The sequence below is a fragment of the Lysobacter sp. 22409 genome, from assembly GCF_052045105.1.
Lineage (GTDB): Bacteria > Pseudomonadota > Gammaproteobacteria > Xanthomonadales > Xanthomonadaceae > Lysobacter > Lysobacter antibioticus_B.
Genome location: NZ_JBQEOE010000037.1, coordinates 1 through 15,866, shown reverse-complemented (window position 1 = coordinate 15,866; position 15,866 = coordinate 1). Strand labels below are relative to the sequence as shown.

3 protein-coding genes are annotated in these 15,866 nt (G+C 69.1%); all 3 read right to left on the bottom strand.

Annotated elements, in window-relative coordinates:
• Positions 1 to 53: 53 nt before the first annotated feature.
• The gene (locus tag ACTJJK_RS17525; RefSeq protein WP_440730828.1) at positions 54 to 821 is read right to left on the bottom strand and encodes a thioesterase II family protein; all 768 of its coding nucleotides are present in this window, start codon (positions 819 to 821) and stop codon (positions 54 to 56) included.
• Complete coding sequence (locus tag ACTJJK_RS17520) at positions 818 to 14,509, bottom strand: amino acid adenylation domain-containing protein (protein ID WP_440730827.1); 13,692 nt, start codon at positions 14,507 to 14,509, stop codon at positions 818 to 820. Before ACTJJK_RS17520 ends, ACTJJK_RS17525 begins: the two co-directional genes overlap by 4 nt.
• Positions 14,502 to 15,866, bottom strand: a 1,365-nt coding sequence (locus ACTJJK_RS17515) for a non-ribosomal peptide synthetase (protein WP_440730826.1), incomplete at its 5' end; no start/stop codon positions are given. The genes ACTJJK_RS17520 and ACTJJK_RS17515, both read right to left, overlap by 8 nt.

Genomic DNA, 15,866 nt, shown 5'->3' with positions numbered 1-15,866 from the left:
GTTCGAAATACTGTGCGGTTGCGGTCTCGCCCGGCGCGATGCGGGCGCGGCGGCTATACGCACAAACTTGCGGTCAGTTCCGCGTTGAGTTGCTCCAGCACCGCGGCGCGCTGGCTGTTGACGAAAAAGTGGCCGCCGTCGAACCAGGTCACCTGGCAGGCGCCCGAGGTTTCTTTGTGCCAGCCGTCGACCTGGCCGGGCTCCTTGTTCAGATCCTCGCGCCCGGCGAACACGCTGATCGGCATCGGCAACAGCGGGCCGTGGCGGTAGCGATAGTTCTCGGCGATGGCGAAATCGGCGCGGATCGCCGGCAGCAGCAGTTCCATCAGCTCGCGGCTTTCCAGAACTTCCGGCGGCGTGCCCTCGTACTCGCGCAGCACCTCGGTGAACTGCGCATCCGACAAGGTGTGCAGTTGCCGGGTCGGGCTGCGGAACTGCGGCGCATGGCAACCGGACATGAACAAATGGCTCGGCGTGCTCAAGCCGTGCAGGCGCAGGTAGCGGCTCAACTCGAACGCGACCAGGGCACCGACGCTGTGGCCGAAGAACGCGCACGGCAGGTCGTCCATGCGCGAGATCACCGGCGCCACCGCCTGCAACAACGCCGGCAAGGACCCAATCGGCTCCTCGGCGATGCGCGCGCTGCGCCCCGGCAACTGCACCGCGCAGACTTCGACGGCCGGGTCGAGCGCCTCCTGCCAGCGGAAGAAGTTGAAGGCGTTGCCGCCGGCGTAGGAGAAGCAGAACAGGCGCATGCGCCGGGTCGAAGACGGCGTGCGGATCAACCACGGCGTGGTCTGCAAGGAAAGCGACGAACTCATGTCAGGGTCTCGGCGAGGGCGCGCTCGGCATCGGCGCCGATGCGGGTAATGCGCGTGGACGAGGGATGGGCGAGGAACTCGGCGATGGCCGCGGCGATGCGCTGCGCGTGCGGCTCGGCGAGCATGGCGTAGTGGCCGGCATCGACCGCGATCGCCTCGAAGCCGCCGCTGATCGCTTCGATGCCTTCGGCGACGCGGTCCGACGAATCGGCGCGGAAGGCCTGCACCGGCGCGTCGATGCGGCTGGCTGTATAGCCCGACAACAGTTGCAGATGCGCACGGGTCACCGGCCACTGCGCCTGCAGATGGGCGAAGGCCGCGGCATCGGCATCGCGCCAGCCCAGGCGCTGCAACAACGACTCGACTTGTTCGAAGCGCTGCGCCGACAGCACCTCGATGTCCAGCCCGTCGAACTCGACCGACCTCGGCCAGGCCAGACCGCGCCCTTGCAACTCGGCGCGCAGGGCGACCTCGGCCGCGCGCATCGGGTCTTTGTCGAGACCGGCGATCGGCAGATGGGTATCGAGCAGGCCGAGGTATTCGACCCGCTCGCCAGCGGCGATCAATTGCTGGGCGATCGCCGCCGCGAGGATGCCGCCGCTCGACCAACCGAGCAGACGATACGGACCCTGCGGCTGCACAGTGCGGATCGCCTCGACCTGGGCCTGGGCCATCGCCTGCAACGAAGCCGGGCGCTGCGGCAGGCCCGCGGCTTCCGGCGATTGCAGGCCGTAGACCGGCCCGAGTACCGCCAAGCGCGCGGCCAGGGCGGTATAGAACGAAACCTGGCCGCCGACCGGATGCACGCAGAACATCGGCCGGCCCGTCGCCGCCGCTTGCAGCGGCACGCACAGCGAGGCCGGGCGCAGGTCTTGCTCGTCGATCGCCGCCGCCAAGGCCGCCAAGGTCGGCGCCGAGAAGGTCGCCGACAGCGGCACGGCCACGCCGAGGCGCGCACGCAGTTCGTGCACCACCCGGATCGCCAGCAGCGAATGGCCGCCGAGTTCGAAGAAGCGGTCGTGCCGCCCCACCCGCTCGACGCCGAGCAATTGCGACCAGACTTCGGCGATGACCGCTTCGGTCGCGCCCTGCGGCGCAACGTAGGCGTGCTGGACCCGCGCCGCGCCATCCGGCGCCGGCAAGGCGGCGCGGTCGAGCTTGCCGTTGGCGGTCAGCGGCCAGCCCGGCAGCACCACGAACGCCGCCGGCAGCATGTGTTCGGCGAGCGAACGCGCCAGCCGCTCGCGCAACGCCGCCGCACTCGGTGCGGCGTCGCCGCGCGCCAGCAGGTATGCCACCAGACGCTGGTCGCCGGCCTGGTCTTCGCGTGCGACCACCACCGCCTCGCGCACGCCGTCGCATTCGCCCAGACGGGCCTCGACCTCGCCGAGTTCGATGCGGTGGCCGCGGATCTTGACCTGGAAATCGTTGCGGCCCAGGTATTCGATGCGGCCGTCCTCGCGCCAGCGTCCGAGGTCGCCGGTGCGGTACATGCGCGCACCCTCCGCGTCCGCGAACGGGTCGGCGAGGAAACGCTCGTCGGTGAGCTCCGCCCGATGCAGGTAGCCGCGGGCCACGCCGGCGCCGCCGATGTGGATCTCGCCGGTCACCCCGACCGGCACCGGCTGGCGTTCGCCGTCGAGGACGTAGACCTGGGTGTTGGCGATCGGCTTGCCGATATGCGGGGCAACACCGGCGCGGATCGGCGCCAGGGTGGCGTCGACCGTGCACTCGGTCGGGCCGTAGACGTTGAAGCAGTGCAGCGACGAGGCCGCGGCGGCGTCCCAGGCGCGTGCCGACAGCGCTTCGCCGCCGATCAACACCATGCGCAAATCGGTGCCGTCGCGCCGCAGCAGGCCGCGTTCGATCAACAGCTCGAACTGGGCCGGCGTGCAGTCGAAGGCCTGGATGCGTTCGCGCACCAGGAACTCCAGCATCGCTCCGGCGTCGGCGCGAATCTCGGCCGGCACCAGCACCACGCTGCGGCCGGACAGCAACTGGGTCAGCGCTTGCAGCGAGGCATCGAAGGACAGGCCGGCGTTGAGCGCAACCCGCGCACCGGCCGCGCAATGGACGAAAGCCTCGCGTTCCAGCGCGGCCCACAGATTGAGCACGTTGCGGTGCTCGACCATCACCCCCTTGGGCCGCCCGGTCGAACCGGAGGTGTAGATCGCATAGGCCAACTGCTGCGGGCCGATTGCGGTCAGCTCCGGATCGTGTTCGGGTTGTTCGGTCAGCGCCGCGTCGTCGAGCGCGATCACCGGCAGCGTGGTCGCGAGCGGCGATGCCGTGGACGTCGTCAACAAGGCCACCGGCGCGCTGTCGGCGAGCATGTAGTCCAGGCGCTCGCTCGGATAGGCCGGGTCCAGCGGCACGTAGCCGGCGCCGGCCTTGAGGATGCCGAGCACGCCGACGATGGTCTCGATCTCGCGCTCGACCCGGATCGCGACCCGGTCGTCGGCACGCACGCCCAGCGCGATCAGGCGATGGGCGACGCGGTTGGCGCGGCGGTTGAGTTCGGCGTAGCTCAGGCTGCGTTCGCCGCAGACCAGGGCCTCGGCCTCGGGCGTGCGTTGTGTCTGCAGTTCGAAGCCACGAGGGATCGAGGCCGGCAGAACGAACTTTGTCTCGGTGTCGTTGAAGCTACGCAGCACCTGCTCGCGCTGTGGCGCGCCCAGCAGCGGCAACGCGGCGATGGCGCAGCGCTCGTCGGCGGCCATCGCTTCGAGCAGCGACACCAGGCAGGCGGCGTAGCGTTCGGCGGTGGTGCGGTCGAACAGCGCGGTCGCATACGCCAGGCTGCCGGCGATGCCGTCGGCGCCGTCGGCCAAGGCCAGCGACAGGTCGAACTGGGTCGTCGTCAGCGGGCTGTCGATCGATTCCAGCGCCAGCCCCGGCAGGCTCAGCGCGCCGCCGCCCGGGGTGTTGTTGAAGGCGAACATGGTCTGGAACAACGGCCCATAGCTCAAGCTGCGCGCCGGCTGCACCGCCTCGACCACCTGCTCGAACGGCAGTTCCTGGTGGGCGTAGACATCGAGCATGGTCGCCTTCACCTGCGCCAACAGTTCGGCGACGCTGGCCCGGCCGTCGACGCCGATGCGCAGCGCCAGGGTGTTGACGAAGAAACCGATCAGCGGTTCGATCTCGGTGCGCTGGCGATTGGCGACCGGACTGCCGATCACGACCTCGTCCTGCCCGCTCAGGCGCGACAGCAAGCTCGCCCAACCCGCGAGCAAGGTCATGAACACGGTCGTGCCGTGACGCTGCGACAAGGCGCGCAAGGCCGCCGAAGCCTGCGCCGACAGACGCAGCTCGACCCGATCGCCGGCATAGCTCTGCACCGGCGGGCGCGGACGGTCGCTCGGCAGTTCCAACAACGCCGGTGCCCCACGCAGTTGCCCGCGCCAGAACTCGACCTGCTCGCTCAGCGCTTCGCCCTGCAGCCATTGCCGTTGCCACACCGCGTAGTCGGCATACTGAATCGGCAGCGGCGGCAGTGGATCGGTGCGGCCCTCGTGGAAGGCCGCATACAACGCCGCCACTTCGCGCACCAACACGCCAATCGACCAGCCGTCGGAGACGATGTGGTGCTGGGTGACCAGCAACACGTGCTCGTCGTCGCGCAGATGCAACAAGCGGCCGCGGATCAGCGGGCCGCGAGCGAGATCGAACGGTGCACGGGCCTCTTGCAAGCTCAAGCTGGCCAGCGCATGTTCGCGCGCCGTCTCCTCGAGTTCGCGCAGGTCGTGTTCGATCAGGGCGAAGCCGGCATCGGCCGCGGCGATCAGCTGCACCGGCTCGCCATCGACCTCGGCGAAACACGTGCGCAGGTTTTCGTGACGGGCGACGACCCGGTTGAGCGCGGCCTTGAGCGCCTCGCGATCCAACCTGCCGCTCAAACGCAGCGCCGCCGGCATGTGGTAGGCCGCACCCGCGGCCGGATCGAGCTGATCCAGGAACCACAGGCGTTGCTGCGCCCAGGACAGCGGCAGCGGCCCGCTGCGGTCGGCCGGTGCGATCGGCGCCAACGATGCGGCGGCGCGGTCGATGCGATCCAGGGCACGTGCCATGCCTTCGAGACTCGGCTGCGCGAACACTTCGCGCAGGGCGAACTCGAGGCCGAGGGTCGAACGCAGTCGGGTGACCAGTTGCAGGGCCAACAGCGAATGCCCGCCGAGTTCGAAGAACCGATCCTGGCGACCAACCTGCTCCAGGCCCAGCAGCTCGCACCAGATCGCCGCAAGCGCGGTTTCGGTTTCGCCCTGCGGCGCTTCGAAGTCGCGGCGGATCACCGCGTCGTCGCCGGGCGCCGGCAGCGCCTTACGGTCGAGCTTGCCGTTCGGGGTCAGCGGCAAGGCCGCCAGGGTCACGAAGGCGCTCGGCAGCATGAACTCGGCCAGGCTGCGCGACAGCTGCTCGCGCAGGCGCGCCGCCGTCAGCTCGACGCCGTCAGTGGGGACCACGTAAGCGATCAGGCGCTTGTCGCCGCCCTCGCCTTCGCGCGCCACCACCACCGCTTCGCGCACGCCCTCACAGGCCGCGAGCCTGGTCTCGATCTCGCCGAGCTCGATGCGGAAACCGCGGATCTTGACCTGGAAATCGTTGCGACCCAGGTATTCGATCGTGCCGTCGGCACGCCAGCGGCCGAGGTCGCCGGTCTTGTACATCCGCGCGGCTTCGTGGGCGACGAAGGGGTCGTGGACGAAACGTTCCGCGGTAAGCTCCGGGCGGTGCAGATAACCGCGCGCCACGCCTTCGCCGCCGATATACAGCTCGCCGACCACCCCGACCGGCACCGGCTCCAGGTGCGCGTCGACGATGTAGATGCGAGTGTTCGCGACCGGCTTGCCGATATGCGAGACGAAACCGTTGGCGCGGTCCATCGCCACCCAGGTCGAATAGGTCGTGGTCTCGGTCGGGCCGTACAGGTTCGCGACCATGGCCACGTCGGTCTGGGCGAAGATCTGCTCGACCAAAGCGCGCTTGAGCGGCTCGCCGGCCAGATTGACCGTGCGTACCGTCGCCGGCACCCCGCCGCTCTGCAGCAAGGCGTTGATGCCCGAGGGCACGGTGTTGATCAGGCTCAGCGGGCTGCCCGGGTCGGTCGCGAGCACGTCGCGCACCAACGTGATCTGCGCGCCGATGCTCAGTGGCGCGAACAGCTCGTACACCGCCAGGTCGAAGTTGATCGAGGTCGAGAACAGCGTGTCGCGCAGCTGTTCGGCGCTGAAGCTGGCGTTCGCCCAGGCGATGAAATTGGCTGCGTTCGCGTGTTCGATCGCCACGCCCTTGGGCTGACCGGTCGAACCGGAGGTGTAGATCACGTAGGCCAGATGACGCGCAGTCAGACCGTCGACGACGGGGTCGTGCCCGGGCTGATCGGCCAAAGCCGCATCGTCGGCGAACAACACCGGCACTTCGACCTCGCCGAGCAAACCGCCCAAAGACGTCTGACTCAACAACGCCATCGGCGCGCTGTCGGCGAGCATGTAGGCCAGACGGTCCGGCGGATAGTTCGGGTCCAGCGGCACGTAGGCCGCGCCGGCCTTGAGGATGCCGAGCACGCCGGCGACCAGCGCCGGACCGCGTTCGAGACAGATCGCGACACGGTCGTCGGCGCGCACACCCAACGCCAGCAGACGGTGAGCGATGCGGTTGGCGCGGCGGTTCAGTTCGGCATAGCTCAAGCGCTGGTCGCCGCAGACCACCGCGGTCGCGTCCGGCGTCGCCCGCACCTGCGCTTCGAACGGCTGATGCAACAAGCGCTCGCGCGGATAGTCGAAGCCGGTATCGTTGAAGTCTTCCAGCACATGCTCGCGTTCGGCCGCCGATAGCAGCGGCAGGCGGGCGACCGGGCATTGCGCGTCGGCGACCATGGCTTCGAGCAGACTCACGAAATAGCCGGCGTAGCGTTCGATGGTCTCGCGCTCGAACAGGTCGCTGGCGAAGGACAGATTGCCCTGCAGGCTGTCGCCGCTGTCGGCCAGGGCCAGTTCGAGATCGAAGTGGGCGGTATGCAGCGGACGGCCGATGCTTTCCAGCTCCAATCCCGGCAACTGCAGCGCGCCGCCACCCGGGGTGTTGTTGAACGCGAACATGGTCTGGAACAGCGGGCTGTAGCTCAGGCTGCGCGCCGGCTGTACCGCTTCGACCACCTGCTCGAACGGCACGTCCTGGTGGGCGTAGGCGTCGAGCATGGTGCTGCGCACACGGCCGAGCAGATCGGCGACGCTGGCCTGTCCGTCGACCTCGATGCGCAAGGCCAGGGTGTTGACGAAGAAGCCGATCAGCGGCTCGATCTCGGCGCGCTGGCGATTGGCGACCGGGCTGCCGACGACGATCTCGCCCTGCCCGCTCAAGCGCGACAACAGGCTCGACCACGCCGCCAGCAAGGTCATGAACAAAGTCGCGCCTTGGCGCTGCGACAACTCGCGCAGCTCGGCGGTCAGTCGCGGCGACAGGCTCAGGCCGACGCGGTCGCCGGCATAGCTCTGCAACGGCGGGCGCGGCCGGTCGGTCGGCAGTTCCAGCAGCGCGGGCGCACCGTGCAGGTGCTCGCGCCAGAAACCGAGTTGTCGGCGCAGGGTTTCGCCCTGCAGCCATTGCCGCTGCCACTGCGCGTAGTCGGCGTACTGGATCGGCAACGGCGGCAGCGGGTCGTCCTGGCCCTGGCTGAAGGCCGCGTACAGCGCGGTGACTTCCTTGACCAGCACGCCGAGCGACCAACCGTCGGAGACGATGTGATGCTGGGTCAACAGCAGCACGTGCTCGTCTGCAGCCATGCGCAGCAAACGTCCGCGGATCAGCGGGCCGGCAGCGAGGTCGAACGGCGCGCGCGCCTCTTCTGCGCCGAGCTCGGCAACCGCGCGTTCGCGCGCATCGGCATCGAGGCCGCGCAGATCGATCTCGACCAGGTCGAAGCCACGGTCGGCCGGCGCGATCGATTGCGATGCGATCCCGTCGGTTTCGACGAAACAAGTGCGCAGATTTTCGTGGCGGGCGACGATGCGATCGAGGGTCGCCTTGAGCGCATCGCGGTCGAGACGGCCGCTGAGGCGCAAAGCGGTCGGCATGTGATAGGCCGCGCCCGCTGCCGGATCCAGCCGGTCGAGGAACCACAGGCGTTGCTGCGCCCACGACAGCGGCAAGGCCGCGGTGCGATCGGCGCGCGGGATCGCCGCTTCGCCGGTGCGTTCGGCACCGGACAGGGCCGCCGCCATCGCCGCCAGGGTCGGCTTCGCGAACACCTCGCGCAGCGCCAGCGCCGCACCGAGGCTCTCGCGCAAGCGCGTGGTCAATTGCACGGCGAGCAGGGAATGACCGCCGAGTTCGAAGAAATGGTCGTGGCGGCCGACCCGCTGCAGGCCGAGCAGCTCGGACCAGATCGCCGCAACCGCGGTTTCGGCCTCGCCTTGCGGCGCTTCGTACTCGCGCGCCGCCACCGCCGACGCATCCGGCGCCGGCAGCGCCTTGCGGTCGAGCTTGCCGTTAGCGGTCAGCGGCCACGTGGCCAGGCTCACGAACGCCGACGGCAGCATGTAATCGGCCAGGTTCTTGGCCAGCGCCTCGCGCAACGCTGCCGCCGAGACTTCGGCGCCGTCGTCGGCGATCACATAGGCCACCAGGCGCTTGTCGCCGGGCTGGTCTTCGCGCGCCAACACCACCGCTTCGCGCACACCGGCGCAGTCGATCAGGCGTGCTTCGATCTCGCCGAGCTCGATGCGGAAACCGCGGATCTTGACCTGGAAATCGTTGCGGCCGAGGAACTCGATGCTGCCGTCTGCCTGCCAGCGGCCGAGGTCGCCGCTGCGGTACAGGCGTGCGCCCGGCTCATCGCCGAAGGGGTCGACGACGAAACGTTCGGCGCTGAGCTCATCGCGATTGAGATACCCGCGGGCGACGCCCGGGCCGCCGATGTAGAGCTCGCCGGCGACGCCGACCGGCACCGGCTCGCCGCGCGCGTCGAGCAAGTACACGCGGGTGTTGGCTATCGGCTTGCCGATCGGGATGCTGCGTGCGCCCTCGGCGACCGCGGCGATCTCGAAGTTGGTGGCGAAGGTCGTGGTCTCGGTCGGGCCGTAGCCGTTGACCAGGCGCCGCGGCCGCTGCGCGCGGCCGAGCGCGCGCGCGACGCTGCGCGGGTCGAGCGCATCGCCGCCGATCAGCAGATGGTTCAGGCCGGCGAAGGCCGGCGCCAGGGCGTCGACATACTCGTTGAACAGGCCCACGGTCAGCCACAGCGCGGTCACGCCGCCGTCGATCAGGGCCGCGGCGAAGCGCTCCGGCTCCAGCACGTCGTCGGCGGCGATCACTTCCAGGCGCGCGCCGTTGAGCAAGGCGCCCCACAGCTCCCAGGTCGAGGCGTCGAAGGCCGGGTTGGCGCACAGGCCGATGACGTCGTCGACGCCGAACTGCGCGCATTCGTTGTTGATCACCAGGCGCAGCACGTTGCGGTGCTCGACCATCACCCCCTTCGGCAGGCCGGTCGAGCCCGAGGTGTAGATGACATAGGCCAGATGCCGCGAGCCGAGCCCGGCCACGTCGGGCGCGAGGTCGAGCGGCGACGGCGATTGCGCATCGGCGATCCCGTCCATCGCCACGAAGGCGGCCTCGGCCTGTGCCAGTGCGGCCACGGACTCGCGCAAGGCGGCCGGCGCGAGCAGCGCGCGTGGCGCGCTGTCGGCGAGCATGAAGGCCAGGCGTTCGTCGGGATGCTGCGGGTCCAGCGGCACGTAGCCGGCGCCGGCCTTGAGGATGGCGAGCAGGCCCACCACCAGTTCCAGGCCGCGTTCGGCGCAGATCGCGACGCGGTCGTCGGGTACGACGCCGAGCGCGATCAGGCGATGGGCCAGGCGGTTAGCGCGGCGGTCCAATTCGGCGTAGCTCAGGCTGCGCCCCTGGAAACGCGCGGCGATCGCAGTCGGCCGCTCGGCCGCGCACTGCTCGAACACGCCGTGGATGCAACGGTCGTGCGGGTAGTCGATGTCGGTGGCGTTGAAACCGCGCAGCACCTGCTCGCGCTCGCCGGCGCTCAGCAGCGGCAAGGCATCGACCGTGCGCGCATCGTCGCCGACCATGCTTTCGAGCAAGCGGACGAAGTGCCCGGCATAGCGCTCGATGGTGGCGCGCTCGAACAGATCGGTGGCGAAAGCCAGGTTGCCTTCGAGGGTGGCGCCGGCATCGGTGACCGCCAGCTCGATGTCGAAGTGCGCGGTGTGGCGGGCGCCGCCGACCGCTTCCAGGGTCAGCCCCGGCAGTTCCAGGGCGCCGCCGTCGGGGGTGTTGTTGAAGGCCAGCATGCTCTGGAACAGCGGGCTGTAGCTCAGGGTGCGCGCCGGCTGCACCGCTTCGACCACCTGCTCGAACGGCACATCCTGGTGCGCATAGGCATCCAGGGTGGTGGCCTTGATCTGTGCCAGCAGCGCGGCCACGCTCGGCGCCGCGCTCAGGTCGACGCGCAGGGCCAGGGTGTTGACGAAGAAGCCGATCAGCGGCTCGACTTCGGCGCGCTGGCGGTTCGCGACCGGGCTGCCGATGACGACCTGGTCCTGCCCGCTCAGGCGCGACAGCAGCACCGACCACGCGGCCAGCAAGGTCATGAACATCGTGGTGCCGTGGCGCTGCGACAAGGCGCGCAGCGACGCGGTCAGCACCGGCGACAGGCTCAGCGCGACGCGGTCGCCGGCATAGCTCTGCAACGGCGGGCGCGGACGGTCGGCCGGAAGTTCCAACAAAGCCGGTGCGCCGCGCAGATGCTCGCGCCAGAAATCCAGCTGCGCCTGCAGGGTCTCGCCTTGCAGCCACTGCCGTTGCCACAGGGCGTAGTCGACGTACTGGATCGGCAACGGCGGCAAGGGATCGGCGCGACCTTCGTGGAACGCCGCGTACAGCGCGCTGACTTCGCGCACCAGCACGCCGAGCGACCAGCCGTCGGAGACGATGTGATGCTGGGTGACCAGCAGCACGTGTTCGTCGTCGGCCAGACGCAGCAGACGGCCGCGGATCAAGGGACCGACGGCGAGATCGAACGGCGCCTGCGCTTCCTGCGCGGCCAGTGCGGCGACCGCGGCGTCGCGCGCATCCGCAGCGACGTCTGTAAGGTCGTGTTCGATCAGGGCGAAGCCGACCTCGGCCGGCGCGATCACCTGCACCGGCGTGCCGCCGCCATCGACGAAGCAGGTGCGCAGGTTTTCATGACGGGCGACGATGCCGTCGAGGGTGCGCTTGAGCGCGCCGCGGTCGAGCGTGCCGCTCAGGCGCAACGCCGCCGGCATGTGATAGGCGGCGCTGGCGGCGCGGTCGAGCTGGTCGAGGAACCACAGACGCTGTTGCGCCCACGACAGCGGCAAAGCGCCGCTGCGGTCGGCCAAGGCGATGGCGCTGTCCTCGGCACGGCCGGCGCCGGCCAGCGCCGCGGCCATTGCAGCGAGGCCGGGATGGGCGAACACCTCGCGCAGCGCGAGTTCGACGCCGAGCGCTTCGCGCAGGCGCGTGACCAACTGCACCGCAAGCAGGGAATGCCCGCCGAGTTCGAAGAACTGGTCCTGACGCCCGGCGCGCTCCAGGCCGAGCAGTTCGCACCAGACCCGGGCCACCGTCTGTTCCAGTTCGCCCTGCGGCGCTTCGTATTCGCGCAGCGCGAGCGCGGACTGGTCCGGCGCCGGCAGCGCCCTGCGGTCGAGCTTGCCGTTGGGCGACATCGGCCAGGCGTCTAGGCTGACAAAGGCCGACGGCAGCATGTACTCGGCCAGATCGCGCGCCAGCGCGGCACGCAAGGTCGCTGCCGACACGTCGGCGCCCGGCTCCGCCAGCAGATACGCCACCAGGCGCTTGCCGCCGGCCTGGTCGTCGCGTGCGGTCACCACCGCTTCGCGCACGCCGGCGCAGGCGCACAGGCGCGCCTCGATTTCGCCGAGCTCGACCCGGAAGCCGCGGATCTTGACCTGGAAATCGTTGCGGCCGAGGTAGTCGACGGTGCCGTCGGGCAGCCAGCGGCCGAGGTCGCCGGTCTTGTACATGCGCGCATCGGCGTCGGCGACGAAGGGGTCGGCCAGGAAGCGCTCGGTGCTGAGTTCGGGGCGGCCGAGATAACCGCGCGCCAGGCAGGCGCCGCCGATATAGATCTCGCCGTTGACGCCGGGCGGCACCGGCTGGCGCTCGCTGTCGAGCAGGTAGATGCGCGCATTGGCGATCGGCGCGCCGATCGGCGGGGTCGCCGGCCACGTCATCGGGTCGCCGGACAAGGTGTGGGCGGTGCAGACGTGGCTTTCGGTCGGGCCGTAATGATTGTGCAGCTCGCGTCCGGGGACGCGGGCGAAGAAACTGCGGATCGCCGGGTTGACGAACAACTGCTCGCCGGCGGTGACCACGCGGGTCAGCGACGGCAAGGCTTCGCCATTGCGCTCGGCGGCCGCAACCAGCCCCTGGAAGGCCACGAACGGCAGGAAGATCCGCTGCACCTCGTGGCGCTTGATGAAATCGACCAGCGCGAACGGGTCCTGGCGGGTCGCCTCGCGCAACAGCATCAGGCAACCGCCCGAGGCTAGCGTATAGAACAGTTCCTGGAAGGCGACGTCGAAACCGAGCGCGGAGAACTGCAGCACCTTCTCGCCGACGGCGCGACCGGCCTGGTCGCGGCACTGCCAATCGATCAAGTTGACCAGCGGCGCTTGCGGCATCGCCACGCCCTTGGGCTCGCCGGTCGAGCCCGAGGTGTAGATGACGTAGGCCAAATGGTCCGGCGTCAGGCCGGCGACGAGCGGATCGTGCTCGGGCTCGGCGGCGAGTGCGGCACCGTCGAGGTCGATCAGCGGCACGCGAGAAGCGGCCAGGGCTGGCACCTCGGCGAGCAGGCTGTGTTGGCTCAGCAGCGCCAGCGGTGCGCTGTCGCCGAGCATGTAGGCCAGGCGTTCGTCGGGATAGGCCGGATCGAGCGGCACGTAGCCGGCGCCGGCCTTAAGGATGCCGAGCACGCCGACCACCAACTCCGGCCCGCGCTCGGCGCAGATCGCGACGCGGTCGTCGGGTTTGACGCCGAGCGCGATCAAGCGATGCGCGACCCGATTGGCGCGGCGGTTGAGTTCGGCGTAACCGAGGCGGTTCTCCTCGAATACCAATGCGCAGGCATCCGGGGTGCGCTGGGCCTGCTGCTCGAATAACTGGTGCAGCACGCGCTGCGGCGGAAACTCCACCGCGCTGTCGTTGAAGCCTTCGAGCACGCGCTCGCGCTCGGCGGCGGCCATCAGCGGCAGGCGCGCGACCGGCTCGGCGCCTTCGGCGGCCAGACCTTCGAGCACGCTGACGAAGTAACCGGCATAACGCTCGATGGTGGCGTGATCGAACAGATCGCTGGCGTAACCGATGTTGCCCTCGACTGCGCCGTCGATCTCGCGCAGCCCGAGTTCCAGATCGAAATGCGCGGTGTAGCGCGAGGTGCCGAGCATTTCCAGGCTCAGGCCCGGCAAGCTCAGTTCGCTGTTGCCCGGCGTGTTGTTGAACGCCAGCATGGTCTGGAACACCGGCCCGTAGCTCAGGCTGCGCGCCGGCTGCAGGGCTTCCACGACCTGCTCGAACGGCACGTCCTGGTGGGCGTAGGCGCCGAGCGTGGCGGCCTTGACCTGGGCCAGCAAGGCAGCGACGTCGGGCTTGCCGCTGAAATCGATGCGCAAGGCGATGGTGTTGACGAAGAAACCGATCAAGGGCTCGACTTCGCTGTGGCGGCGATTGGCCACCGGGCTGCCGATGACGACTTCGTCCTGACCGCTCAAACGCGCCAACAGAGTCGCCCACGCCGCCAACAGGACCATGAACATGGTCGTGCCGTGACGTTGCGACAAGGCATGCAGGGACGCAGTCAGCTGCGGGGTCAAGCGCAGATCGACGCGGCCGCCGGCATAGCGCTGCACCGGCGGGCGCGGCCGGTCGCTCGGCAATTCCAGCAAGGCCGGTGCGCCGCCGAGATGGCCGCGCCAGAAATCCAGTTGCCCCTGTAAGGCATCGCCTTGCAGCCATTGGCGCTGCCAGACCGCGTAGTCGGCGTACTGGATCGCCAGCGGCGGCAGCGGATCGGCCTGGCCCTGGCTGAAAGCGCTGTAGAGCGCGGTGACTTCGCGTACCAGCACGCCGATCGACCAACCGTCGGAGACGATGTGGTGCTGGGTCAGCAGCAACACGTGCTCGTCGTCGGCCAGACGCAGCAGACGGCCGCGGATCAAGGGGCCGGCGGCGAGGTCGAACGGCGCCCGCGCTTCGGTCGCACCGAGTTCGGCGATGGCGGTTTCGCGCGCGTCCGGCGCCAGCGCGCCGAGGTCTTGTTCGTCGAGAGCGAAGCCGCGCTCGGCCGAGGCGACCACTTGGGTCGGCACGCCGTCGACTTCGACGAAGCAGGTGCGCAGGTTCTCGTGGCGGGCGATCAGGCGGTCGAGGGTGGCCTTGAGCGCGGCGCGGTCCAGGCGCCCGCTCAGGCGCAGCGCCACCGGCATGTGATACGCGGCGCTGGCGGCCGGGTCGAGCCGATCGAGAAACCACAGGCGCTGCTGCGCCCACGACAGCGGCAGCGGCGCGCTGCGGTCGGCGAGCGGGATCGTAGGCGCGGCGAGGTCGTCGCCGCGCTGTTCGATGCGTTTCTTGAGCCGGTTGCGCAAAATCGCCTGTTTCAGCTCTTCCAGAGCCTGGTCCTGCTTATTCATCTACGGATTCCCTTTCCAGCAGCTTGCGCAATTCGTCTTCCGACATCGAATCCAACTCGTCCTGCATGTCGCCGAGCTCGTCGCCGAGGAAGACCTCGACCTGCAAGGCCTTGATCGCATCGGCCAGCACCGACAGCAGCGGACGTTCGAACAAATCCCGCAACGGCACTTCCACATGGAACTGCTCGCGCACCCGGATCGCCAATTGCATGATCAGCAGCGAGTGACCGCCGAGCTCGAAGAAGTGGTCGTGGCGGCCGACCCGCTCGATCCCGAGCAAGTCCTGCCAGATTTCGGCCAGGGTCTGCTCGACTTCGCCGAGCGGCGCTTCGTACTCGCGGCTCGCCAATGCCGATTGGTCCGGCGACGGCAGCGCCTTGCGGTCGAGCTTGCCGTTCGGGTTCAAGGGCAAGGCGTCCAGGGCGACGAACGCGCTCGGGATCATGTACTCCGCCAAGTCGCGCGCCAGCGCTTCGCGCAGATTGGTCACCGAGATCTCGGCGCCCTGCTCCGCCACCACGTACGCAACCAAGCGTTTGTCGCCGCTGTCGTCTTCGCGTGCGATCACCACCGCTTCGCGCACACCGTCGCAGGCGGCCAGGCGCGCTTCGATCTCGCCGAGTTCGATGCGGAAACCACGGATCTTGACCTGGAAATCGTTGCGGCCCAGGTATTCGATCGTGCCGTCGGCGCGCCAGCGGCCGAGATCGCCGGTCTTGTACATGCGCGCATCGGCTTCGGTCGAGAACGGATCGCGCAGGAAACGCTCGGCGGTCAGCTCCGGGCGATCCAGGTAACCGCGTGCGACTTGCACGCCGCCGAGGAACAATTCGCCCGGCACGCCGACCGGCACCGGCTCGCCGCGCGCGTCGAGCAGATACACCGGCGTATTCGCAATCGGACGGCCGATATTCGGGCCGCCGACCGCATCGCGGATGCTGCCGATGGTCGCATCGACCGTGCACTCGGTCGGGCCGTACATATTGTGGAAGTGGATGCTCGGCGACGCTTTGAGCTTGTCCCACATCGCCTTGCCGATCGGCTCGCCGCCGAGCAGCACGCTGGTCGGCTGATGACCGGGCTTGCCGATCAGGCCGGCCGCCAGCAATACCTCCAACTGCGAGGGTGTGCTGTCGAAGGCATCGATGCGGTAACGATCGATGAAGTCCAGCATCGCCGGGCCGTTGGCGCGGATCGACTGCGGGATCAGCACCAGCGCATGACCCGACAACAGTTGCAGGATGCCCTTCAAGGACATGTCGAACGAGAACGCCGCATTGAGGGCCACGCGCGAGCCGGCGCCCAGTTCACGATGAGTGGTCTCGCCCATCACCCGCCAGAAGTTCACCGCCGAGCG

Excerpts from the sequence above, each read along its gene's own strand:
- ACTJJK_RS17525 (WP_440730828.1), bottom strand. The coding sequence starts at position 821 with ATGAGTTCGTCGCTTTCCTTGCAGACCACGCCGTGGTTGATCCGCACG.
- ACTJJK_RS17520 (WP_440730827.1), bottom strand. The coding sequence starts at position 14,509 with ATGAATAAGCAGGACCAGGCTCTGGAAGAGCTGAAACAGGCGATTTTG.